Source organism: Pseudomonas sp. HMWF021, from assembly GCF_003061005.1.
Taxonomy (GTDB): Bacteria; Pseudomonadota; Gammaproteobacteria; order Pseudomonadales; family Pseudomonadaceae; genus Aquipseudomonas.
The window spans coordinates 40,278-64,957 of the sequence record NZ_QAIK01000188.1 but is presented as its reverse complement, the minus strand read 5'-3'; the positions used below and the strand labels follow the sequence as shown (position 1 = coordinate 64,957).

Below are 24,680 nucleotides of genomic sequence, written 5' to 3'. Positions count from 1 at the left end.
GCCATCGCTGTCGCTGGAACCGGTGGATCTGGATGACGAACCGCCGATCCCGCAATTGCGCCTGCACGACCCGATCGATCCGAATGCCCGTCGTGAGCGCCTGTCCGCCAACGCCGAGCCCGACGAAGATGACCTGCCCTCGGTCGAACCGCTGCGCAAGAAACGCGAGCGTGCCGAACCCGGCGTGCGCGCCGAAGTGCTGCAGGATCTGACCGACGACCCACTGCAACTCGACTGGCAGAAACGCCGCTCGCCCTGGGGTCGGCGCCTGCTCTGGAGTTTGCTGGTACTGCTGGCCGCCGCCGGCCTGGCGGGCCAGTACATCGCCTATCATTTTGATGAGCTGGCGCGGCAGGATCAGTACCGTCCGTGGTTCCAGCAGTTCTGCCCACAGATCGGCTGCACGGTGCCGTCCAAGGTCGACATCGGCAAGATCAAGAGCAGCAATCTGGTGGTGCGCAGTCACCCTGAATTCAGCGGAGCGCTGGTGGTGGATGCGATCATCTACAACCGCGCGACGTTCTCCCAGCCGTTTCCGCTCCTGGAACTGCGCTTTGCCGACCTCAACGGTCATCTGATTGCCAGCCGTCGCTTCAAACCCGGCGAATACCTCAACGGCGACCTCGAGGACATGGCCGAAATGCCGCCGCAGACGCCCATCCACATCGCACTGGATATCCTCGATCCAGGCCCCAAAGCGGTGAATTACAGCCTGAGTTTCCACTCGCCCGAGTGAATCGCTTCACCGCTTCAGGTTTGACGGCAGTTTTCTGACTTCGCCCCCGGCAACCAAACCGCTGGCAATAACAGAATAACTGTTCAGATTTTGTTCAATTCAGCCTTTATCCAGTCATCGAGAGCGGGTATCATGCCAACCCTTTTTCGAACTCTCATGATCCGGCCCCACTTCAGGGAAGTCCTATGTCGGCGGTACGCATCGGCCCATATACATTGCAGAACGGTTTGATTCTCGCCCCGATGGCGGGGGTCACCGACCAGCCCTTTCGTCAGCTGTGCAAGCGTTTGGGCGCAGGGCTTGTAGTCTCGGAAATGGTCACCAGTGACATGAGCCTGTGGAACACCCGCAAGTCGCGCATGCGCATGATCCACGAAGGCGATCCCGAGCCACGCTCGGTGCAGATTGCCGGTGGCGACGCGCAGATGCTGGCGGACGCGGCCCGGGCCAACGTCGAACTGGGCGCACAGATTATTGATATCAACATGGGTTGCCCGGCAAAGAAGGTCTGCAACAAGGCTGCCGGCTCTGCGTTATTGAAAGACGAAGCACTGGTGACCGAGATCCTGCAGGCCGTCGTGGCTGCGGTTGATGTGCCGGTCACCCTGAAGATCCGTACTGGCTGGGATCGCGACAACAAGAATGGCCTGACCGTGGCGAAGATCGCCGAGCAGGCCGGGATCACCGCGCTGGCCGTGCATGGCCGCACGCGCGCCGATCTGTACACCGGTGAAGCCGAGTACGACACCATTGCCGCGATCAAGCAGGCGGTGTCGATTCCGGTGTTTGCCAATGGCGATATCGATTCGCCGGAAAAGGCCCGTTACGTGCTCGACGCGACCGGTGCCGATGGCCTGCTGATAGGCCGGGCTGCCCAGGGGCGGCCATGGATTTTTCGCGAGATCGAACACTTCCTGCGTACCGGCGAGAAATTGCCGGCGCCGGAGCTGATCGAAGTGGAACGCATCCTGCTGGAGCATCTGGCCGCACTTCACGCCTTCTATGGGGACGTGATGGGCGTGCGAATTGCCCGCAAGCATGTGGGCTGGTATCTCGCAACCTTGCCGGGCGCCAGGGAGTTTCGCGCCCACTTCAATCGTTTGGATGGTACGGAAACACAATGCGCCAACGTTCGGGAGTTCTTCGCCGAGCGTTACAAGAGCCTGACAGGGGACGAAGAAGGGGTGGCCGCATGACGATGATGACCGAGACTTTAGTGAGTGGAACAGCACCCGTGAGCGACAACGTGAATTTGAAACAGCACCTCAATACCCCGAGCGAAGAAGGTCAGACCCTTCGCGGGAGTGTCGAGAAGGCGCTGCACAATTATTTCGCCCACCTTGAGGGCGCGTCCGTCACGGATGTGTACAACCTGGTGCTCTCCGAAGTCGAGGCTCCCCTGCTCGAAAGCGTGATGAACTACGTCAAGGGCAACCAGACCAAGGCCAGTGAGCTGCTGGGACTCAACCGCGGCACGCTGCGCAAGAAACTCAAGCAGTACGATCTGCTGTAAGCATTCAATCAAACCAGAAAGGCGCCCGCGTAAAACCGGTCGCCTTTTTTGCTGACTTCCCTTGCTTTTGATGGAAATTGAGATGACCGACCAGACTACCCGCCTGCCGATCCGCCGCGCCTTGATCAGCGTTTCCGACAAGACCGGGATCCTCGAATTCGCCAAGGAGCTTGAAGCCCTGGGCGTCGAGATCCTCTCCACCGGCGGGACGTTCAAGCTGCTGCAGGACAACGGCGTTGCCGCAGTGGAAGTCGCGGATTACACCGGTTTCGCAGAGATGATGGACGGTCGGGTGAAGACCCTGCACCCGAAAATCCACGGCGGGATCCTCGGTCGTCGCGGCATTGACGACGCGATCATGAACGAACACGGCATCAAGCCGATCGACCTGGTTGCGGTCAACCTGTACCCGTTCGAAGCCACCATCAACAAGCCAGGTTGCGACCTGCCGACCGCAATCGAGAACATCGATATCGGCGGCCCGACCATGGTTCGTTCGGCAGCGAAAAACCATAAAGACGTGGCGATCGTGGTGAATGCCAGCGATTACGCCAACGTTCTGCAAAACCTCAAGACCGGCGGCCTGACCTACGCTCAGCGTTTCGACCTGATGCTCAAGACCTTCGAACACACCGCCGCCTACGACGGCATGATCGCCAACTACATGGGCACCGTGAATCAGGCTGCCGACGTGCTGAGCACCGAAGGTCGCAGCGAATTCCCGCGCACCTTCAACAGCCAGTTCATCAAGGCTCAGGAAATGCGCTACGGCGAGAACCCGCACCAGAGCGCGGCGTTTTACGTGGAAGCCAAACCTGCCGAAGTCGGCATCGCCACCGCGACCCAACTGCAAGGCAAAGAGCTGTCGTACAACAACGTGGCCGACACCGACGCCGCGCTGGAATGCGTGAAGAGCTTCGTCAAGCCGGCCTGCGTGATCGTCAAGCACGCTAACCCGTGCGGCGTGGCCGTAAGCCCGGACGCCGAGGGCGGCATCCGTCAGGCCTACGAACTGGCCTACGCCACCGACACCGAGTCGGCCTTCGGCGGCATCATCGCCTTCAACCGTGAACTGGATGCCGAGACCGCCAAGGCGATCGTCGAGCGTCAGTTCGTGGAAGTGATCATTGCCCCGAGCGTCAGCGAAGAGGCTCGCGCCATCGTCGCCGCCAAAGCCAACGTGCGCCTGCTGGCCTGTGGCGAGTGGTCGGCGGACCGCGCTCCGGCCTGGGACTACAAGCGCGTCAACGGTGGCCTGCTGGTGCAGAGCCGCGACATCGGCATGATCGGTGCCGATGACCTGAAAGTGGTGACCAAACGTGCACCGACCGAACAGGAAATCAACGACCTGATCTTCGCCTGGAAAGTGGCCAAGTACGTCAAGTCCAACGCCATCGTCTACGCCAAGAACCGTCAGACCATCGGTGTCGGCGCCGGCCAGATGAGCCGCGTAAACTCGGCGCGTATCGCCGCGATCAAGGCTGAGCACGCCGGTCTGCAGGTTGCAGGTTCGGTGATGGCATCGGATGCGTTCTTCCCGTTCCGCGACGGTCTGGACAACGCGGCCAAGGTCGGCATCACGGCGGTGATCCAGCCAGGCGGCTCGATGCGTGACGCTGAAGTGATTGCTGCGGCCGACGAGGCTGGCATTGCCATGGTATTCACCGGCATGCGCCACTTCCGTCACTGATACACCGCTCCCTCTGTGTAGGAGCTGCCGCAGGCTGCGATCTTTTGATCTTGCTTTAAAGGATCAAGAGCAAAAGATCGCAGCCTTCGGCAGCTCCTACAGGTTTCACAGAGGTTTGGCAGCGCCCCACAGAATTTGAGGTTTTTGAAATGAATGTTTTGATCATTGGCAGCGGTGGCCGTGAACACGCTCTGGCCTGGAAAGTGGCACAGGATCCGCGCGTGCAGAAGGTTTTCGTCGCACCGGGCAACGCCGGCACCGCGATTGAAGCCAAGTGCGAGAACGTCGCCATCGACGTGCTGGCCCTTGAGCAACTGGCCGACTTCGCCGAGAAAAACGTTTCCCTGACCATCGTCGGCCCGGAAGTGCCGCTGGTGGCGGGCGTGGTCGATCTGTTCCGCTCCCGTGGCCTGGACTGCTTCGGCCCGACCGCCGGCGCTGCACAGCTGGAAGGCTCGAAAGCCTTCACCAAGGATTTCCTCGCGCGTCACAAGATCCCGACCGCCGACTACCAGAACTTCACCGAGATCGAGCCGGCCCTGGCTTACCTGCGTGAAAAAGGCGCACCGATCGTGATCAAGGCCGATGGCCTGGCCGCCGGTAAAGGCGTGATCGTTGCCATGACCCTGGCCGAAGCCGAGGACGCCGTGCGTGACATGCTCGCCGGCAACGCGTTCGGTGATGCCGGTTCGCGCGTGGTGATCGAAGAATTCCTCGACGGCGAAGAAGCCTCGTTCATCGTCATGGTCGACGGCAAGAACGTCCTGCCGATGGCCACCAGCCAGGACCACAAACGGGTTGGCGACGGCGACAGCGGCCCGAACACCGGCGGTATGGGTGCCTACTCCCCTGCCCCGGTGGTCACCGCCGATGTGCACCAGCGCGTGATGGACCAGGTGATCTGGCCGACCGTGCGCGGCATGGCCGAAGAAGGCAATGTCTACACCGGTTTCCTGTATGCCGGTCTGATGATCGACAAGGCCGGTAACCCGAAAGTCATCGAGTTCAACTGCCGTTTCGGCGATCCGGAGACCCAACCGGTGATGCTGCGTCTGCAGTCGAGCCTGGTGCTGCTGGTCGAAGCCGCTCTGGCGCAAGCGCTGGACAAGGTTGAAGCACAGTGGGACCCGCGTCCGAGCGTCGGCATCGTGCTGGCCGCCGGTGGCTACCCGGGCGACTACGCCAAGGGCGCGGCGATCAACGGTCTGGACGCAGCCGCTGGTCTGGAAGGCAAGGTTTTCCATGCAGGCACCGCCCTGAAAGATGGCCAGGTCGTCACGGCCGGTGGTCGCGTACTTTGCGCCACTGCCATGGGCGCCAGCGTCAGCGAAGCGCAGCAGCAAGCCTACAGGCTGGCCGCCGCCATCGACTGGGACGGCTGCTTCTACCGCAAGGACATTGGCTACCGTGCCATTGCCCGTGAACGTGGCGAAACCCAGGAATAAGCTGTCCTTCAAGTCCGGCGCGGGATGCAGTCCCTCGCCGGGCTGTTCCGCCGCCGCGCATCGTTATATTCTGGCATCAACCTACGAAGGGATTTCGCCGTGCGCTGGCTCAGGATTGCCATAAGTTTCACCGTCACGCTGTTGACCTTGCTCTGCATGCTCCCGGCCCAGGCCGCGCAAGGCAGTGGCTGGTCCGTATTGCTTGACGATCAGGGCAATCTGCAACTGAGCGACATCCGCTCGGCACGCTACACCAATCAATTCAGCCCTATCGAACTGGATCGCCTCACGGCAGCCGAGCCCGATGGGGCACTGTGGCTGCGCTTCAGACTGGCGCCCGGCAAGCACGAACAAGTGCTGCGCATCTTTGCCCCGGACCTGTCACACCTCAATCTGTACGTACTCGACGGCGATCAGTTGATCGAGCAACGCAACACCGGCACCGATCAGCCTCAGGCTGAAAGGCCGCTGCCAAGCAGTGACTTCCTGTTGCCATTGCCGCAGAGCGACAAGTCGCTGGACGTCTACCTGCGGCTGGTGTCCGACCATCAGTTGCGCCCGCACATCACCCTGCAATCGGCGGTCATGAGCGCGGCCAACCACAACCAGACGCTGATCTTCGGCCTGCTGTTCGGCTGTCTCGGCATGCTGCTTCTGCACAATCTGGTGCGCTACGCCTATTCGCGTTCGCGCAGCAGCCTGTGGCTGGCGGTGTGTGAAGGCCTGCTGGGGCTCAGTCTGCTCTTGTTGCTCAATCTTGCCGGCCCATGGCTGCCGAACTGGCACGCCATCCAGACTCCGGGCGCTTATCTGGCACTGTTGCTGACCGCTCCCGCCGGGCTGATGTTCGCCTATCGCTTCTTCGCCCCGCTGGGTGCGCATCCGCTGAACAAACTGTTGCTGGGCGACATCCTGTTCATCGTGATCTGCAGCCTGCTGCTGCTGTTCGTCAACACGTTGCCGCTGAACATCATCACCTACGCGCTGGTGGCGCTGGCCGGCCTGAGCATGTTGCTGGTCGGCTTCTATCACTGGCAGAAGGGCTACCGTCCGGCGCGCCTGTTCGTCGCGGCGATGGTGGTATTCAACATCGGCACGCTGATCATTCTGCCGGCCTTGCTGGGCCTGACCCTGGTGGCGCCGCAAGGCCTGATCATGACCCTGATGGGCTTCATCTGCATCAGCGGCCTGCTGATGAGCATCGCCCTGGGTGAGCGCCAGCGCAGCATCACCGAAAGCCGTTTCAGCATCAGCCGCGACCTCGCCGCCAGCAATGCCGAGATCAACGCCAAAGCCGAATTCCTGGCCAAGATCAGCCATGAAATCCGCACACCGATGAACGGCGTGCTGGGCATGACCGAACTGCTGCTGGGTACGCCGTTGTCGGTCAAGCAACGCGATTACGTGCAGACCATCCACAGCGCCGGCAACGAGCTGCTGACGCTGATCAACGAGATTCTCGACATCTCCAAACTCGAATCCGGGCAGATCGAACTGGATGACGTGCAGTTCGACCTCAACGCCCTGATCGATGACTGCCTGAGCATCTACCGCGCCAAGGCCGAACAGCAGAACGTCGAGCTGATCAGCTTCATCCAGCCGCAAGTACCGCGGGTAATCAGCGGTGACCCGACCCGCCTGCGCCAGACCCTGCTGAGCCTGCTGGAAAACGCCCTGAAGAAAACCGATGAAGGCGAAGTGCTGATCGTCGTCGCCCTTGACGAGCGCAGCGCAAGACCACGTCTGCGCATCGCCGTCCAGGACAGCGGTCAGCCGATGGAGCCCGAAGAACGCGACGCGCTGATGCATGCCGAACTGCACAGCAAACACTTCCTCTCGGCCAATCGCCTGGGCGGCAATCTCGGCCTGGTGATCGCCCGGCAACTGATCCGCCTGATGCACGGCGAGTTCGGTATCAAGAGCGGCGCCAATCAGGGCAGCACCTTGTGGCTGACACTGCCGCTGGATCCCGACCGTCTCGAACATCCGACCTCCGATCTCGACAGCCCATTGCAGGGCGCGCGGGTGCTGGTAGTCGATGACAACGACACCTGCCGCAAGGTGCTGGTACAGCAATGCAGCGCCTGGGGCCTGAATGTCAGCGCCGTGCCATCCGGCAAGGAAGCGCTGGCGCTGCTGCGCACCAAGGCGCACTTGCGCGACTATTTCGATGTGGTGCTGCTGGATCAGAACATGCCCGGCATGACCGGCATGCAACTGGCGGCCAAGATCAAGGAAGACCCGAGCCTCAATCACGACATCCTGTTGATCATGCTCACCGGCATCAGCAACGCGCCGAGCAAGATCATTGCGCGCAACTCGGGGATCAAGCGCATCCTCGCCAAACCGGTGGCCGGCTATACGCTCAAGACCACGCTGGCGGACGAGTTGAATCAGCGCAACAAGGGTCAGGTGGTGTTCCAGCCGCAAGTGCTCACCGCAGCCACGGCGGCCAGGGTGCCCAGCGATTTCCGCATTCTGGTCGCCGAAGACAACACCATTTCCACCAAAGTGATCCGCGGCATGCTCGGCAAGCTCAACCTGCAACCGGACACCGCCAGTAACGGCGAGGAAGCCCTGCAGGCGATGAAGGCCCAGCGTTACGATCTGGTGCTGATGGACTGCGAAATGCCGATCCTCGACGGATTTTCGGCAACCCAGCAACTGCGTGCATGGGAAGTCAGCAATCAGCGTATCCGCACACCCATCGTGGCATTGACCGCGCACATTCTTGCCGAACACAAGGAGCGCGCACGCCAGGCCGGGATGGATGGGCACATGTCCAAACCGGTGGAACTGTCGCAGTTGCGCGAGTTGATCGAACATTGGGTGGCGCAGCGTGATCAGCAGAACCGTACCGCGTCGACCTTTTGAGCAGGTCTGACGCGCGGCAGTCCGGATCTGCCGGGATCAACCATCACTGGGCGGCGCCAACTTCGCCACTGTTCATTCGCTGCCGGAATCAGCACTGACTGATAGACTCGCTGCCATCACTCTGCGGATGCGAGCCAACTCCATGCTTCACGTGTTATTCAGCGTTTACCTGAAGATGCTGGTGCTCTACAGCCCGTTCTTCGTGCTGTCGTGCTTCATCAGCCTGACCCGTGGCTACTCGCGCAAGGAACAGCGGCGCCTGGCCTGGAAGGTGGCCATAGCAACGCTGGTTGCCAGCGTTCTGCTGTATCTGTTCGGACGGGTGATTTTCGATGTATTCGGGATCACTGCTGACGCATTTCGCATCGGCGCCGGCAGCGTTCTGTTCATCTCGGCGCTGGGCATGGCCCAGGGTAAACCGGTCGTGCAGAGCGACAATGTGCAGCAGGACGTGACCATCGTCCCGCTGACCATCCCGCTGACTGTCGGCCCCGGCACCATCGGCGCGCTACTGGTGATGGGCGTAAGCCAGCCGCATTGGGATGACAAGCTCACCGCGATTCTCAGCATTGCCTTGGCCAGTTTCACAGTCGGGGTTGTGCTTTATCTGTCAAACCGGATCGAGCGGATCCTCGGCGACCAGGGCTTGCAGATCGTGAGCCGACTGATGGGGTTGTTTGTCTGCGCATTGGCGGCGCAGATTATTTTTACCGGGGTGAAAGGTTACCTGGTGCCGTAGACGTTTTGTCTGGCGCTGGCACCTCGCCTCTTTGAGCGCCTTGACCGGTCGCGAGCGGTGTAAAAGAGATCAATGCAGTTCCACAATCTCGTCTTTACGCCGCGTACCGAGTATCGACAGTACCGTTGAGCGGGAGAAATCTTCGTACTCATCACTTAGCTGGGCCTGAAAGCACGATAGTTGAACGCCGCCACTGATCCCCTCAGCCATAAACTGTTGACTCATGAAGTTTGAGTTCAACGGCTCGGTGACTGCGAAGCTGATCCTGAGCATCTTTAACGTCGCGGTTTCATCGACAAGGCCAACTTGCAGCCGGATTCGGGTCAGGCCTTGGCTATCCGTTGACTCGCTCGATTCAATCACCGGCTCCACAGCGTGTCGCGTCAGAATTTGCAGGCTCGTGCTGCTTGAAGCATCAGCGCAAAGAGATTGCAGGGCCGGATTTATTAACGCTATTTGCTCAAGCGAAAAAAACCGTTCCAACGCGTTGTTGATCACACCGGCAACCGATACGTGGCCTTCATGCCTCAAGGTATAAACATCCCCCGCCGCCCCCAGGACATTGAAATGCAGCCGGCGCAGCAATAGTGAATAGACTTCACCCCACGAATCAAAGTCTTTGAAGTCTGGATGTTTATTAGTTGATGCCAACTGCATGTAAAGCGTAGAAGTCGTAAAGTCATCACGCTGCGAACGTTCCAGCATTGGCGACAAAACTAAAATACTGCCGCCACTGACATAACTGTGACTGTCCATATTTATCCCCTCCTCCTGGCGAAAAAAAGCCAAGCGCGTTAACGCCTGGCTTTCAAAAAATCACTTGATGCCGAATTCCAGTTCCAGCGCTTTGTCTGCTGCTTCAAAGAACGCGTTGGCTGACGCTTCTTTTCTGGCGGTGTAGTCATCCTGGTAAATGGTAAAAGTGGCTTTACCCTGGTTTACCTTTGCCCCGGCATGCATTTTGTCGAAGAAGGCAATTTTTGTGTTACCGGCGTCAGTGAAATAGGAAGTGGATCCCAGCACAGCCCAGACATCCTCATCAGGGTCCTGCGCTACGGTCATTACCCCCATCGAGGCGCCGTAAGCTTTCTGGCCGTTTTTCTCATATAACTTCAGCGCTTCCGGGCTATTCGCCAATCCTTCGATCGTCTTGTTTGCGACCGTTTTCAAGACGCCAGCGACGGTTCCAGTTGCACCACTGATGGCAGCCTGAACAATATCGAGAACAACATTGCTCATGGTAAGACCACTGTATTCGGACTCATAACCCGTATAGGAATGGTGAATTTTGGTCCAGCCCATCGCCTGCATACCACGGACATAGTGTTCCCAGCGCTCTGCCTGCTGTTCTTTTTTTGGAAATTTGATTTCAGCGGTAAGGTCCGCGAAAAACTGAGTCCGCTTGATAATGGTCTTGTAACGACGGCTCATGCCAGCGGGGAAACCAATCAGCGTTGAGTTCGAAATGGCCGCATTCAATGTATCTCGATCAATGGGCAGATCCACTGCCGCACGCATTGTTTGACGGGGTGCCAATGCCTGAATGACCGGCATGCAAGTTTCCATGCAGTCTTCGATAAATGCCAGACTTTCGGCTTTGGTCATTTTTACATCAAGTACATCATTCACAATCAAAGTTCCTTTTAATAGATACGAGCCAACTCCGGCTCGACGAGAAAATTAACGCAACTCTCGCTTGAACTTCAACTTAACAAGAAGAACAAAACATTTCAAAGACCAAGAAAAACAACTAATCAATAAATCAAAAACACTATCCAACAAGACTACAAAGACCTACAAAATCCTATTAAAAAAACAATGTGCATCATCCCCAGGTCGAAGTGCACGAAGTAATCAAGGTCATGTTCGTAGTTTTCCTGTTGCAACTTGCAGGACGTGCAGCAGCGCTTTTAGCAATTCAAACGCCGCAGGTTCCGGGTTGACCGCCAAGGCCGAAACGGCAACGTCCCGATAAACAACCCACTTTGCGACGGACAAAAAAAACGCCTCCGAAGAGGCGTTTCGACTTAGCCGGCAGGCTTGTCGCCATACCAGCGCGGCGTGTAAACCCACTCGCCCCCCTCGGCGCGAGGGAACACGCACGTCGTGGACGAACCGATCAGCACCATCGTGCGCATGTCCACTTGGTCCGGGGTCAACTGGCCCAGGGTGGTCACACGCAATGTCTGGCCCGGCCGGCCGATATCACGGCCCAACACCACCGGTGTGTCGGCGGTGCGGTGTTGCGCGACGATCTCCAGCGCACGGCCCAATTGCCACGGACGGGAACGGGAAATCGGGTTGTAGAAGGCCAGCGCCAGGTCGGCCTGGGACGCCAGGTCAAGGCGTTTCTCAATGATCGCCCAAGGCTTGAGGTTGTCCGACAGCGACATCACACAGAAGTCATGGCCAAGCGGTGCCCCGGCCTGAGCGGCGGTGGCCAGGGAGGCGGAGACACCGGGGAGGATTTCCAGGTCGACGTTATGCCAGTTCGCATCGCTCGATTCGTGCAAGGCTTCGAGCACTGCGGCGGCCATGGCGAACACCCCAGGATCACCGGACGACACCACCACCACCGAACGCCCCTGGGCGGCGAGTTCGAACGCATGGCGGGCACGCTGCATCTCTTCGCGGTTATCGGTGCAGTGCATCACCTGATCGGGGCGGAACGGCCCGGCCATGCGTACGTAGGTTTCGTAACCCAGTACGTCATTGGCCCGGGCCAGTTCGGCTTTCACCGCCGGCACCATCAGTTCTGCGGCTCCGGGGCCGAGTCCGATCACGGCCAGACGACCACGCGGGCGACCGATCAGCAGTGGATCGAGAGGTCCGGCGGCAACGGCAATGGCCATCGAGTCGTTGATTTCGATGGATGTGAGCAGCGACGGCGCGACACTTCGAGCCAGCTCCAACACAATACCGGGCCGGGCGCTGAAACGCAGCGGCACACCCAGTTCCAGCGCCGCTTCACGCAATGACAGATTGGCCATCTCACGCTCATCGCTCAGCAAACAGGCCAACGATTGCAACGCAATATTGGCTTCACGCAACGCTGCGCGAATGGCATCAGCCGTTCCCGCCGTCACGGCCACAACCACATTACGCGGGTAAATCAGCAGCTCATTGGCACTCGGCTGACGCTCGACATGCCCGACATGAATCGCCAATCGCGCCTGCCGGTCTTGCGGCAACTGCGCCGCGTCCAACCATGGTGCCGGGCCTTCGATTCGTACCGATTCGCCCGCGAGCAAATCCGAGACGAAGCGCTTGCCCGACTCCAGATCGCCCAAGGCATAACCGCTGGGCGGGTTGAGCAGGCAGGTGCCGAAACGCAATTCACCGCTAGTGGTGATCGCGGCGGCGACGTCCAGTGCGGCGGCGATCTCCCGCGCCAACACATTCACCCCGCCCAGTCCGCCGAGCAGCGGCACCACGGCACTGCCGTCTTCAGCCACAGCCAGCACCGGCGGCTCGGCGCCCTTTTCCAGCAGCAACGGCGCCAGAGTGCGGATGACGATGCCGGCGGCGCACAGGGCGATGATCGGTGTGTCCTGTTGATAGAGCTCGCGCAACGTCGTGCCAAACTCTTGATAGTCGCGGTCGGCGCCATCGACACGCCCGGCCAGTCCATGGATCACGGCATGCGGATAACGCTGCTGAATCCGTCGCGCCGTGGCGAGGCTGCCATGGCCGAGGATGACAATGGCGGGAGCAGTACGGCCCATCACCCTTGCCACCGTTCGCCGGGCACGATGATCAGCGAGAAATACGGCGAAGACATCGGCTCGACCTCATCCAGCGGGACGATTTTCTGGTTGGCCATGGTTGCACGTTCGACGTACAGCGCACGCCCGGCCAGACCGAGGTCTTCCAGCACCTGCCGCACCTTGGGAAAGTTGCGCCCCAGCTTCATGATCACAGCCGCATCGGCATCGGCCAAACGCCGTTTCAATTCGTCATGGGGCAGCACGCCGGACAGCACCGACAAACTCTGATTGCGGTACACCAACGGCGCACCGAGCACCGAAGCGCCGCCAAGCATCGAGCACACACCTGGCACCACTTCGGCGACGTAACGCTCGGCCAGGCGATCGTGCAGGTACATGTAGGAGCCGTAGAAGAACGGATCACCCTCGCAGATCACCGCCACATCGCGACCGGCGTCCAGATGCTGCGCGAGCTGCTCGGCAGCGGTGTCGTAGAAATCGCTGATCACCTGCTCATAGGACAGCGGCGCCGGCAGCGCCTCGGTAGTCACCGGATACACCAGCGGCAACAGATTTTGTGCTTCGACAAGGTGCGCTTCGATGATGCCGAACGCATTGCCCTTTTTGCCCTTGGCGACGAAGTACGCCACCACCGGCGATTCGCGCAGCAGGCGCAGGGCTTTGACGGTAATCAGTTCCGGATCACCGGGGCCGACGCCCAGGCCGATCAAGCGTCCAGGCTGCTGCATCATTCGATCTCCGTGGCGAGCGCATTGACAGCGGCGGCGGCCATGGCGCTACCGCCCAACCGGCCTTGCATGATTACGAACGGCACGCCGCGACTGTCCGCCGCCAGCGCTGCTTTCGATTCGGCCGCGCCGACGAAGCCCACCGGGAAGCCGAGGATCAGCGCTGGTTTCGGAGCACCGGCGTCGAGCATTTCCAGCAAGTAGAACAGCGCGGTCGGGGCGTTGCCGATCACCACCACGCTGCCTTCCAGGTGCGGACGCCACAATTCCAGCGCAGCGGCGGAACGGGTGTTGCCCAACTCACGGGCCAACTGCGCAACGCTGTCGTCGCGCAGGGTGCAGATCACTTGATTGTTGGCGGGCAGGCGCGCGCGGGTCACGCCTTCGGACACCATTCGCGCATCGCACAGAATCGGCGCGCCAGCAGCCAAGGCATCACGCCCGGCCTTGCCCGCGCTTTCGGAAAATTGCAGACCGTCGATGGCCTCGACCATGCCACAGGCGTGGATCACCCGCACCGCGAGTTTTTCCAGGTCGTCCGGGATGCGCGAGAGGTTGGCCTCGGCACGAATGATCGCGAAGGAGTTGCGATAGATCTCCTGACCGTCGCGAATGTAATCAAGCATCTAGGGCGCTCCGTGAGCGGGCGTCGAGCAAGGTCGCGACCGCTTCAATAGTAAGGTTGCATGCGTGCAGCGCGCCGAAACCGGGCAGCGCTGCATCGCGAAAATAGAGGTCGTAGTGACCGGATGAAACCGCCAGCAAGGTGATGGGCGCAATGTGCGCGGCGGCGCAGGACCGCGGACAGCCAGACAGGTGCACATCCAGGACCCGGCCGTGGCGTTGCAGCAACGCTGCCAGTTGCAGGGCATCGCTTTTGGTATCGGCCATGCCTTTGCCGCAACCGGGGGAACCGGTGCAGGCGATCACATGGGCCAGGGCATCGTCGGCACAACAGCGCAGACCGAGACTTTCCAGGCTGTGGATGACTTCGGCGGCATTGTCTTCATGGATATTGGGCAGCAGCAGACTTTGCCACGGCGTGAATCGTAGCGTGCCGTCGCCCTGCTCCCGGGCCAGATGTGCGGCGCCTCGGAGCATGGCGGGATCGAGCCGGCCAAGGGGGGGAACTGCACCGATATAGACGTGACCGGCTTCACGCTGTGGATGGGCGCCAATGTGCAGGACACCCGAAGTGCGTGGCACATGAACGACGGACAGTAGCGGCACACGTTCAGCGAGTTGCGCGACAATCCCGGCCTGCGGGTATTCGGCCAGCAAATGACGCATGCGGGTCTGCTCGGGGCGCGCCAGTTCGAGAAACACATCGAGCACTGCGATCACCAGTGCGTGGCCGTGCTCCAGTCGCACCGCGCCCAAGGCAACGTCCGTCGGGCAGCCGGCCAGACCGAACGCCAACAGGCACTCGCCATTGTGTTCGACGGCACTCAACCACAGGTCGTGGTGATGTTCGAGCATCGCCAGGCCTTCACCGCCATCGAGTTGCACGGCGAACTTGGCGCTCAACCCATGGAAACGCTCATGGCTTTGCAGGCTGGTGAGGAGCTGTTCGGCCAACGGCCGCGTATCGAGCACCATCTGCCGATCAATCCCGGCGCCCGGGCTGAGCATCAGATTGCGCACATCGTCGCCCGCCGCCGTGCGTGGCCCCAACCCGGCGGCCAACAGGCTGTCGATCAACGCAGCTTCTTCTCGGCCAATCCCGCGAATCTGCAGGTTGGCGCGGTTAGTCGCCTCGATCACGCCACCGGCGAAGCGTTGCGCCGCATGGGCGACGGCTTCAGCCTGATCGGCACTGATTGAGCCGCCGTTCAACTTGATCCGGCAGATGCCTCCGTCCAATGCCTGGACAATGCGCAGCAACCCCGGGCAGGCCGAGGGGCGTAAGGCGGTAGACATCGGGCGTTCGTTCAAGGGGGTGACCGGCTGGCTGGGAGTGCCTGAGGGGCGAAAAGCCGCCATTATGCCTGCTTTGCCCCCCTGCATGAAAAGCCGGCGGGCAGAATACCGTCGCAGACATCTCACAGGCCGTATTCAGCCCTGGACATTTTTGAGTGCGTACTCTGGCCAGAGGCTACACGGCGCCAGTTTTCAAACCGGAAAATTAAACTCGATAGCGTCCAATTGCTCCACTGCTTGTCGCAACTCCGCCCGCTTAGCGTCCATGTCGCGACGACCGATCGTAAAACGCCGCGCTCTGATATCCAGTTGAGACAGGGTTTGTTGAACTTTCCAGAACAGATAATCGGTACTCCATGAACTGACGATCAGGCGCATGTCGGAGACCCAGAGCTCGATTCTTTTATCATCGGTTATCGCAATCGGCAGCACTCGCATATCGCCATCTTTTCGAATACTCCCATTAAAGATTTCACTCGTATCCGGATGACTTTCAATCATCGATGCCGCCTCCAGACTTGCCTTTAACCTGGCAGCGCTCAGATTGGATTTCATGACAGCTACCCACGCGTCCATCAGGCTTCCACGATACTGTTTATCGATCTTTTCCACCGGGTCACCTTCAGGAACCCAGCCAATGGACCATAACCCACCGGTATAGTATCCAAACCAATCCGCTGGATGGCGCTTGCGATTGGTTCTGGCATCCGCCTGCGCCTCGGCATACTTGATACTGTCCTTTACAAAAAGCTTGTCGTCCTTCGATAAGCCCGCAAAAAAACTCATTACATTACTTTGCACCATCGAGGCACTTTGCCCGTCGGCTTCTTCTGACAAGCCCGAGCCGCCGCTGACACTTGACGACTTCAAAGTTTCGATCCCCTGGCTCGGCGAATCCAGCCCATTTCGTGCAACTTTTTTCACAGGGCCGCCACTCAATAAAACTTCTTCCATGATTACGTTATCTCCTGACTACTTTAACGAGTAATTTATTAACAACTTGCAACATCACCAAACTAACAACAAACTTTTGGAAAGTTAATCATCAATGTTGTACATCGGATTTCGGGCGGACCAGGCGCAAAGCCAATAACGCCACTGCCCATGTCAATGCACAATTGAAAGCGTCAGGCCCTGATGACCGCGTTATCATGCTGACTTTAAAAAATGCGCTTCTGGCTGAGATACGACATGACACCCTGGCTGACAGTAATAGGCATCGCTGAAGACGGCTTCAAGGGCCTGGGCAAGAACGCCCGACGGGCCCTGATGGGCGCCTCGCGGATCATCGGGGGTCAGCGCCAACTGGATTTGCTGCCGGTGTGCATTCGTGGCGAGCGGCAGTTATGGCCGAGCCCGTTTTCCCTGGCTCCGGTACTGGAGCGCCATGGCGAAGCGGTGTGCGTATTGGCCAGTGGTGACCCGATGTTCTTTGGCGTCGGCGCCAGCCTTGCGCGACAAGTGCCTGCCGAACAGATGCTGATCCTGCCGGCGCCCTCTTCTTGCTCCCTTGCGGCAGCGCGGATGGGCTGGCCGTTGCAGGAGGTGGTGACGCTGTCGGTGGTGGCTCGTCCGATTGCCGCGTTGAATGCGCAGCTGTTCAGCGGCGTGCGTTTGCTGGTGTTGAGCAATGACGGACAGAGCCCGGAGGCCATCGCTCAATTGCTGCGCGAACGGGGTTTCGGGGCGAGCCGACTGACCGTCTTCGAACACCTTGGAGGCGGGGCCGAGCGACGTATCGAAGGGGTTGCCAGCGACTGGACCGTCACAGGCATTGCCGATCTCAACGTGATCGCCATCGAATGCGTCGCCGACTCTGCCACTCCACGCCTGTCACGCCTTGCCGGTTTGCCCGACTCGGCGTTTCAGCATGACGGCCAACTGACCAAACGCGATGTCCGCGCCATCACCCTCGCCCGCCTCGCGCCGGTCCCCGGCGAACTGCTGTGGGATGTCGGCGGCGGTTGCGGCTCGATCGGCATCGAATGGATGCGTGCGCACCCGAGCTGCCGGGCCATCGCCATCGAAGCGGACGAGGGCCGACAGGCCTTGATCGAACACAACCGCGACGCATTGGGCGTACCCGGCCTGCAACTGGTGCGCGGTCGTGCGCCGCAAGCCCTCGCCGGCCTCGAGCGCCCGGACGCGATCTTCATCGGCGGCGGCGTGACCCGTGAAGGCGTGTTCGAAACCTGCTGGGAGCAACTCAAGCCCGGCGGCCGACTGGTGGCCAACGCCGTGACCCTGCAAAGCGAAATCACCCTGATGCACTGGCGCGAACGCCACGGCGGCGAACTGACCCGCATCCATGTCGCCCAGGCGCAACCGCTGGGCGAGTTCGACACCTGGCGTCAGGCATTGCCAATTACTTTGCTGGATCTGGTCAAACCCCTCGATGCGTGACGAAACTGCTGAACAACCTGCCCCGCTGCGCAGCGGTCTGACCACCGGCAGTTGCGCCACCGCCACCAGCCTCGCCGCCGCGCGACTGCTGCTCAATGGCAATTCGGCGGATGCGGTGCAGATCGTCCTGCCCAAAGGTAAGCAGGTGCAGATGCGCCTGGAGTTCTGCCGCTTGATCGAGGATGGTGCCGAAGCCGGGACGATCAAGGACGCCGGCGACGACCCGGACGTGACCCACGGTGCGCTGCTCTATTCCCGCGTGCGCTTGCAGGCCGAACCGGGGATCAGTTTCAAGGCTGGTCTGGGAGTTGGCACCGTGACCCGGCCGGGACTGGTGCTCGGCGTCGGTGAGCCGGCAATCAACCCGGTGCCGCGCAAGATGATCAGCGATCACCTCAACCTGCTCGCCGCCGAGTGCGGTTATGCCGGCGGTTTCGAGGTGACGGTCAACGTCGAGGGTGGCGAAGCGCTGGCGCTGAAAACCATGAATCCGCGCCTGGGCATTCTCGGTGGGCTGTCGATTCTCGGCACCAGCGGTATCGTCCGGCCGTTTTCCTGCGCGGCGTATATCGCCTCGATTCACCAAGGCATCGACGTGGCGAAAACCAATGGCTATCTGCACATCGCCGCGTGCACCGGCAATGCCAGCGAAGACACCATGCGCCGGGTCTACGACCTGCCGGAAATCGCCTTGATCGAAATGGGCGACTTTGTCGGCGCGGTGCTCAAGCATCTGCGCAAAGTACCTGTGGATAAACTCAGCCTGTGCGGTGGTTTCGGCAAGATCAGCAAACTGGCGGCCGGGCACATGGACCTGCACTCGCGGCATTCCAGTATCGACCTGCCGCAATTGGCTGAATGGGCAGCGGCGATTGGCGCCGATCAGGCGTTGCAGCAGAGCATTCGTGAAGCCAACACCAGTCAGCAGGCCTTGGCGATGGCCAGCGCGGCGGGCATTGCTCTGGGCGATGAAGTCTGCCGCCATGCGCTGAATTTCGCCCGCAGCGTGGTGCCGGCGCAGGTGCAGGTCGAGGTGTTTGCGATTGATCGTCAGGGCGGCATTGTCGGCCACGCCGGAGGTTTTGCATGAAGCGCATTCTGTTGCTTGGCGGCGTCACCGAGGCGTTGGCCATCGCCCGTACGCTGGGGCCGCAACACATTTACAGCCTGGCGGGCGTGGGCCGGGTGCCTACCGACCTGAGCTGCCAAGTGCGCGTCGGCGGCTACGGCGGGGCCGAAGGTCTGGCGCAATTCATTCGCGCTGAAGGCATCGAACTGCTACTCGACGCGACCCACCCTTACGCCGCACAAATCAGCCACAACGCCGCCCGCGCCGCGCAACTGACCGGCATCCCCTGCTGGGCCTTGCGCCGCCCCGCGTGGCAGCCGCAACCGGGCGACGACTGGCGTGAAGTCAGCGACTGGGCCGAACTGACCGCAGCCCTCAAACCGTTCCGCCGCCCGCTGTTCACCCTCGGCCGCGAACCGCTGCAGCACCTCGACGAGATCCCTGCGGGGCAGTTCTGGACCCTGCGCGCCCTCGACGTCTACCCCGGCAACAAACGCTGCGAAGTGATCGGCGCCCGTGGGCCGTTTCTGCTTGAAGATGAACGCGCGCTGTTCGAACGCCGGCAGATCGATGTGTTGGTCAGCAAGAATAGCGGCAGCACCGCGACCGAACCGAAGCTGGAAGTGGCGCGGGAGTTGGGGGTGCCGGTGATGGTGTTGAAGCGGCCGGTGTTGCCGGGAGTTGATCGGGAGTTTGTGACGACGGCTGAAGTCCTCGCTGCCCTTGCCTCCTTCACCCGGTTTTAACCAAGTGCAGACCTCGAGTACGCTTTCGCGGGCAAGCCCGCTCCCACAGTGGTCGGGGCCGACTGCATAGTTTGTGTATGCCACGGATCCTGTGGGAGCGGGCTTGCCCGCGAAGGCGCCAGTACTGTAATCCTCTCTCCAGCGCCCTACAGCTAAACCGGATGCTACGTACAACCACTTAAAGAACCACTGACTGTCTGCACTAAATGCCCGGTTTTATGCTCACCGCTTTTGAGCCCAAAGGTGAACATTGCGATGACCGAAAAATTCACCCGTTTCGACGCCGCCGAATACCTCAAAACTCCCGAAGATATGGCGGCGTATCTGGACGCTTGTTTTGATGATGATGAAGGCGATGGCGTACTTATCCGTGCAGCACTGAATGACATAGCCCGAGCTCAGGGCATGACACAGGTGGCACGTGATGCCGGCCTGGGTCGTGAAAGTCTCTATAAAGCGCTGAGCAGCACGGGTAACCCCGAATTCGCAACTATCATGAAGGTCATGAAGGCTTTGGGTTTGAGATTGCACGCCGTCGCAGTTTGATTGATCTGCGACACCAAACCGCACGACGCCTTTTTACTTATCGGCCCTGATCAGGCTAAATAGCCCGCGCCTGATCGCCCACCCAACGGATCTGTCCCATGAACCGACACCGGCTAGCCATTGCCTGGATCGCCTGCTTTGCAGTGCTGTTCAACATGCTCGCCATGCCGATGACCGGGGCGATGGCGCAGGCGGCCAATTCACCGGCCGAACAGTTGCTGTGGAGCAGCTTTTGCACCGGCAGCGGGACGAAAATGGTGGCGATCAACATCGGCACCTCGGAGCAGAAAGCCCCGTCCAACGACAGCCATTCCAACATGCAGCATTGCTGGTGTTGCTCGGGTTCCGCGCCGCTGGTGGCGTTGCCCGGTCATGCTCCGCAGCTGTATTTCGCCCGCTACGAAAGCAATCGCAGCGTGGCGCCGCCCTCGTTGCAAACACCGACACCGCGCCAGCAATGGCCGAGCCTCAATCCCCGCGCCTCGCCTCTGGTTTGATTTGTTCTCGCAATTGACCTGCGTATCAAATCGTTCTGGAGAACTGCCATGTTGAACAAATTCTTCGTCATCGCTGCGCTGTTGCTGCCGGCGTGCTTCGCCCATGCCCACGAATACAAGGCCGGCGAGCTGGAAATCGCTCACCCGTGGTCGCAGGAGTTGCCGCCCAACGCGCCGACCGTCGCCGCTTACTTCGTGATCAGCAATCCCGGCAAGACCGACGACCGCCTGCTCAGCGTAGATTCGCCGATCACCGACCAGGCGCAACTGCACGAGCATGTGATGCAGGGCGATCTGATGAAAATGCAGCAGGTGCCCAGCGTGGTGATTCCGGCCGGCGGCAAGGTGACGTTCGCGCCGATGGCCTATCACGTGATGCTGCTCAACCCGAAAGACCGCAGCCTGCTCAGCGACGGCAAACGCTTCCCGCTGACCCTGCATTTCGAGAAGGCCGGTGACGTCACCGTCGAAGTCGCCGTGCAGAAGAAACCTCCGCAAGACACCCAGGCACACGATCACGCCCAGTAACCGATCCGGCTGACCACGCCCGTGCGCCCGCAACGCGCCGGGGCGTCCAGCAAGCATCGCCAGAGCCAGACTCTGACCCGCGGTAGCTGGATCGCCCTGTTCGCCATGTTGATGATCTTCATCGGCCCGCTGATTTCTCAGTCGATGCCGATGGATCAGCACGCCTCGACTTCCATGCCGATGAGCATGGACATGGCGATGGACATGCCGGGCATGGATCACGGCGCACAACCGGCTGCCGAACACTGCCCGCCGCAATCCTCGCACCACGCCCTGTGGGAGAAGTGCGGTTATTGCAGCCTGCTGTTCAACTGCCCGGCGCTGACCGGTGGCGGATCTTTCGCCACGTTCAGCATTGCCCACGTCAACGCCTTCACCCCATCCTCCCCCCGTCTGGGCCATGCCCGGCAGACCTTCTTCCCCGGCGCCCGCACCCGCGCCCCGCCCGTCAACGCGTAAACACCGCACCTTTGATTGCACACGGTTGAGAAGACAGCTTCAGGCTGCCGGCCGTGTCGTTTACGACTGTTTGATGGAAATTGTCATGTCCAGGTTTTCTGCTGTTCCACGCTCGGGTTCTGCCCGGGCTTCCTTCGCCCTGAACGAATCGCGCATTCGTTTCTCGCACGCTACTGCCGTCCTTTGCGGCGTCCTGTTGTCCCCGCTGGTGCTGGCCGATGACCACGCCGGTCACGTTGATGAACTCAGTCCGACGGTGATCACCGCCATCGCTCCCAGCTCGCCACTGACCATCGTCACCAACCCCAAGGACCCGCGCCAACCGGTCCCGGCCAGTGACGGTGGCGATTACCTGAAGACCATTCCCGGCTTCGCTCTGGTACGCAACGGCGGCACCAATGGCGATCCGGTGCTGCGCGGGATGTTTGGTTCACGGCTGAATATCCTCACCAACGGCAGCATGCTGCTCGGCGCCTGCCCAGGGCGGATGGACGCGCCGACCTCGTACATCTCGCCGGAAACCTACGACAAACTCACGGTGATCAAGGGCCCGCAAACCGTACTTTGGGGGCCGGGCGCATCGGCCGGCACGATTCTCTTCGACCGTGAACCGGAAAGCTTCGGCGAACTCGGCACGCGGGTGAATGCCAGCGTGCTGGCCGGCTCCAACGGACGCTTCGACAAGGTCATCGATGCTGCTGCCGGCGGGCCGTTGGGCTACGTGCGGGTGATCGGCAACACCGCGCACTCCGACGACTATCGCGACGGCAACAACGACACCGTGCCGTCGCGTTACGACAAGTGGAACGGGGACATCGCGCTCGGCTGGACCCCGGACGCCGACACCCTGATCGAACTCACCGCCGGCAAGGGCGATGGCGAAGCGCGCTACGCCGGGCGCGGCATGGACGGTTCGCAGTTCCTGCGCGAAAGCCTCGGTCTGCGCTTCGAGAAATCCAACATCACCGACGTGCTGGAGAAACTCGAAGCGCAGGTCTACTACAACTACGCCGACCATGTGATGGACAACTACACCCTGCGCACACCGTCCGGCACCGGGATGATGGCAGGCCCCATGGCCTCCAACGTCGACCGGCGCACCCTCGGCGCGCGGATCAAGGCCACCTGGCGCTGGGCCGACATCCAGTTGATCACCGGTCTCGATGCGCAAACCAACGAACACCGCCAGCGCAGCGGCATGGGCATCGACACCTACAAGGATCAGCCGTACACCAAGGATGCCGATTTCCATAACTACGGCGTGTTCAGCGAAATGACCTGGTACGCCGCCGACCGTGACCGGCTGATCACCGGCGCCCGGGTCGACCGTGCCTCGGCCAAGGATTACCGGCAGAGCATCGGCTCGGGGATGATGAGCCGACCGAACCCGACCGCCGACGACACCCGCGCCGACACCCTGCCCAGCGGTTTCGTGCGTTACGAACATGATCTGGCCGACGCGCCGGCCACGCTGTACGCCGGCCTCGGCCACGCGCAGCGCTTCCCGGATTACTGGGAGCTGTTTTCACCGAAGTCCGGCCCGGCCGGTTCGCTGAATGCGTTCGACTCGATCAAACCGGAGAAGACCACCCAGTTCGACTTCGGCGTGAACTACAAGACCGCCGAACTTGAAGCCTGGGCCTCGGGCTATATCGGCGTGGTGCGTGACTACATCCTGTTCGACTACACGCCGACGATGATGGGCATGAGCACTTCGCGCGCGGAAAACATCGACGCACGGATCATGGGTGGCGAACTCGGTGCGGCTTACAAACTCACCGACCACTGGAAAGCCGACGCGACCCTGGCCTACGCCTGGGGCAAGAACAGCAGCGACGGCAAGGCCCTGCCGCAAATGCCGCCACTGGATGCACGTTTCGGCCTGACCTACAGCGAAGACCACTGGAGCGCCGGGGCGCTGTGGCGCGTGGTCGCGGCGCAAAACCGCATCGACCAGAACAAGGGCAACGTGGTCGGCAAGGACTACGACAAGAGCGGCGGCTTTGGCGTGTTCTCGCTTAATGGCGCCTACCGGATCAACAAAAACTGGAAGGTCAGCACCGGCGTCGACAACCTGTTCGGCAAGGCTTATGCCGAGCACCTGAACCTGGCCGGTAACGCCGGTTTCGGCTACCCGGCCAACGACCCGCAAGCGATCAATGAGCCGGGGCGCACGCTCTGGACCAAGGTCGATATGAGTTTCTGACAAGAAAAAATCAAAAGATCGCAGGCTCCTGCATGGGAGCGCGTAGATCCTGTAGGAGCTGCCGAAGGCTGCGATCTTTTGATCTAAAAACGATTCGCCAAGCGGAGCAAACGTGATGCAAAAGCCCAAACCGAATTTCTACAACCTGGCCTGGCGCTGGCATTTCTATGCCGGCCTGTTCGTCGCGCCGTTCATGGTGATGCTGGCCCTGACCGGCATCGTCTATCTGTTCAAACCGCAACTCGACTCACTGATGTACAGCAGCCTGCTCAAGGTTCCGGCCGGGCATCACACGGCGCCGGCCGATGACCTGCTGCAACGGGTGAAAAGCGCTTATCCACAAGGCCAGATCACCCAGTACCTGCCGCCGGCCAACGCCGAACGCAGCGCACAATTTGTCGTCAAGAATGCAGATCGCGAACTCAACGTGTTCATCGATCCGTACCACGGCGACATCCTCGGCGAGCAGGATGCCAAGCAGAATCTGCAAGCCGTCGCCCGCGCCATTCACGGTGAATTGATGATCGGCACGGTGGGTGATCGCCTGATCGAACTCGCCGCCGGTTGGGGCGTGGTGCTGGTGGTGTCGGGTGTCTTTCTGTGGTGGCCGCGCGGGCAAGCCGCAGGGATTCTGTGGCCACGGCTGAACAGTCGCGGCCGGGTGTTGTGGCGTGATCTGCACGCGGTTACCGGGTTCTGGGGCGCCGCATTGTTGCTGGTGATGCTGCTCAGCGGCATGACCTGGACCGGGTTCTGGGGCAAGCAGTACGCCCAGGTGTGGAACGTATTCCCGGCTGCGATGTGGAACAACGTGCCGACCTCCGACGTCGAGGCCGGCAGCCTCAACAGCGCC

At 60.8% G+C, this 24,680-nt stretch carries 23 protein-coding genes; 16 read left to right on the top strand and 7 right to left on the bottom strand.

Annotated features, from left to right (window positions below; genetic code table 11):
* The 7 genes from DBR18_RS30135 to DBR18_RS27390 all read left to right on the top strand — a co-directional run.
* On the top strand, nucleotides 1-736 hold a 736-nt coding region (locus DBR18_RS30135; protein ID WP_256589022.1), incomplete at its 5' end, for a DUF3426 domain-containing protein.
* Nucleotides 737-921: 185 nt separating this feature from the next.
* Nucleotides 922-1,932, top strand: coding sequence for a tRNA dihydrouridine synthase DusB (gene dusB, locus DBR18_RS27420; RefSeq protein ID WP_108592690.1), 1,011 nt, complete (start codon nucleotides 922-924; stop codon nucleotides 1,930-1,932).
* On the top strand, nucleotides 1,929-2,249 hold the full coding sequence (gene fis, locus DBR18_RS27415) for a DNA-binding transcriptional regulator Fis (protein WP_003221275.1): 321 nt from the start codon (nucleotides 1,929-1,931) through the stop codon (nucleotides 2,247-2,249). Before dusB ends, fis begins: the two co-directional genes overlap by 4 nt.
* Nucleotides 2,250-2,331: 82 nt before the next feature.
* On the top strand, nucleotides 2,332-3,939 hold the full coding sequence (purH, locus tag DBR18_RS27410) for a bifunctional phosphoribosylaminoimidazolecarboxamide formyltransferase/IMP cyclohydrolase (protein ID WP_108592689.1): 1,608 nt from the start codon (nucleotides 2,332-2,334) through the stop codon (nucleotides 3,937-3,939).
* A gap of 149 nt (nucleotides 3,940-4,088) precedes the next feature.
* On the top strand, nucleotides 4,089-5,384 hold the full coding sequence (purD, locus tag DBR18_RS27400) for a phosphoribosylamine--glycine ligase (RefSeq protein WP_108592688.1): 1,296 nt from the start codon (nucleotides 4,089-4,091) through the stop codon (nucleotides 5,382-5,384).
* Between the two features lie 99 nt (nucleotides 5,385-5,483).
* Entirely contained in the window at nucleotides 5,484-8,258 is a 2,775-nt protein-coding gene (locus DBR18_RS27395; RefSeq protein WP_108592687.1) for a hybrid sensor histidine kinase/response regulator, read from the top strand.
* Nucleotides 8,259-8,400: 142 nt separating this feature from the next.
* A complete protein-coding gene (locus DBR18_RS27390) occupies nucleotides 8,401-8,997 on the top strand; it encodes a MarC family protein (RefSeq protein WP_108592686.1) in 597 nt (198 codons plus the stop codon).
* A gap of 69 nt (nucleotides 8,998-9,066) precedes the next feature.
* On the opposite strand, the gene DBR18_RS27385 is transcribed toward DBR18_RS27390, so the two are convergent.
* From DBR18_RS27385 to DBR18_RS27355, 7 genes are all read right to left on the bottom strand, one after another.
* Entirely contained in the window at nucleotides 9,067-9,753 is a 687-nt protein-coding gene (locus tag DBR18_RS27385; RefSeq protein WP_108592685.1) for a hypothetical protein, read from the bottom strand.
* A 60-nt stretch (nucleotides 9,754-9,813) separates the two neighbouring features.
* Entirely contained in the window at nucleotides 9,814-10,626 is an 813-nt protein-coding gene (locus DBR18_RS27380; protein ID WP_108592684.1) for a hypothetical protein, read from the bottom strand.
* A gap of 398 nt (nucleotides 10,627-11,024) precedes the next feature.
* Entirely contained in the window at nucleotides 11,025-12,722 is a 1,698-nt protein-coding gene (gene cobJ / locus DBR18_RS27375) for a precorrin-3B C(17)-methyltransferase (RefSeq protein ID WP_108592683.1), read from the bottom strand.
* A complete protein-coding gene (locus DBR18_RS27370) occupies nucleotides 12,722-13,453 on the bottom strand; it encodes a precorrin-2 C(20)-methyltransferase (protein WP_108592699.1) in 732 nt (243 codons plus the stop codon). Before DBR18_RS27370 ends, cobJ begins: the two co-directional genes overlap by 1 nt.
* On the bottom strand, nucleotides 13,453-14,079 hold the full coding sequence (locus DBR18_RS27365) for a precorrin-8X methylmutase (protein ID WP_108592682.1): 627 nt from the start codon (nucleotides 14,077-14,079) through the stop codon (nucleotides 13,453-13,455). Before DBR18_RS27365 ends, DBR18_RS27370 begins: the two co-directional genes overlap by 1 nt.
* A complete protein-coding gene (gene cobG, locus DBR18_RS27360; protein WP_256589020.1) occupies nucleotides 14,072-15,373 on the bottom strand; it encodes a precorrin-3B synthase in 1,302 nt (433 codons plus the stop codon). The genes DBR18_RS27365 and cobG overlap by 8 nt, the downstream gene beginning before the upstream one ends.
* A gap of 192 nt (nucleotides 15,374-15,565) precedes the next feature.
* On the bottom strand, nucleotides 15,566-16,327 hold the full coding sequence (locus tag DBR18_RS27355; protein ID WP_108592680.1) for a hypothetical protein: 762 nt from the start codon (nucleotides 16,325-16,327) through the stop codon (nucleotides 15,566-15,568).
* Nucleotides 16,328-16,564: 237 nt separating this feature from the next.
* On the opposite strand from DBR18_RS27355, the gene cbiE reads away from it, so the two are divergent.
* From cbiE to DBR18_RS30130, 9 genes are all read left to right on the top strand, one after another.
* Nucleotides 16,565-17,776, top strand: coding sequence for a precorrin-6y C5,15-methyltransferase (decarboxylating) subunit CbiE (gene cbiE / locus DBR18_RS27350; RefSeq protein ID WP_108592679.1), 1,212 nt, complete (start codon nucleotides 16,565-16,567; stop codon nucleotides 17,774-17,776).
* Nucleotides 17,769-18,866: a cobalt-precorrin-5B (C(1))-methyltransferase gene (locus DBR18_RS27345; RefSeq protein ID WP_108592678.1), complete on the top strand. Its 1,098-nt coding sequence runs from the start codon at nucleotides 17,769-17,771 to the stop codon at nucleotides 18,864-18,866. The genes cbiE and DBR18_RS27345 overlap by 8 nt, the downstream gene beginning before the upstream one ends.
* A complete protein-coding gene (locus DBR18_RS27340; RefSeq protein WP_108592677.1) occupies nucleotides 18,863-19,591 on the top strand; it encodes a cobalt-precorrin-6A reductase in 729 nt (242 codons plus the stop codon). The genes DBR18_RS27345 and DBR18_RS27340 overlap by 4 nt, the downstream gene beginning before the upstream one ends.
* A gap of 255 nt (nucleotides 19,592-19,846) precedes the next feature.
* Complete coding sequence (locus tag DBR18_RS27335) at nucleotides 19,847-20,137, top strand: addiction module antidote protein (protein WP_003221244.1); 291 nt, start codon at nucleotides 19,847-19,849, stop codon at nucleotides 20,135-20,137.
* A 98-nt stretch (nucleotides 20,138-20,235) separates the two neighbouring features.
* A complete protein-coding gene (locus DBR18_RS27330; RefSeq protein ID WP_108592676.1) occupies nucleotides 20,236-20,634 on the top strand; it encodes a DUF2946 domain-containing protein in 399 nt (132 codons plus the stop codon).
* Nucleotides 20,635-20,682: 48 nt separating this feature from the next.
* Nucleotides 20,683-21,162, top strand: coding sequence for a copper chaperone PCu(A)C (locus DBR18_RS27325; RefSeq protein ID WP_108592675.1), 480 nt, complete (start codon nucleotides 20,683-20,685; stop codon nucleotides 21,160-21,162).
* Between the two features lie 21 nt (nucleotides 21,163-21,183).
* Nucleotides 21,184-21,621, top strand: a complete 438-nt coding sequence (locus DBR18_RS27320) for a DUF2946 domain-containing protein (protein WP_108592674.1) — start codon at nucleotides 21,184-21,186, stop codon at nucleotides 21,619-21,621.
* Nucleotides 21,622-21,706: 85 nt separating this feature from the next.
* Complete coding sequence (locus DBR18_RS27315) at nucleotides 21,707-23,827, top strand: TonB-dependent copper receptor (RefSeq protein ID WP_108592673.1); 2,121 nt, start codon at nucleotides 21,707-21,709, stop codon at nucleotides 23,825-23,827.
* A 115-nt stretch (nucleotides 23,828-23,942) separates the two neighbouring features.
* The coding region (locus DBR18_RS30130) for a PepSY domain-containing protein (RefSeq protein ID WP_256589019.1) at nucleotides 23,943-24,680 on the top strand (738 nt) is incomplete at its 3' end.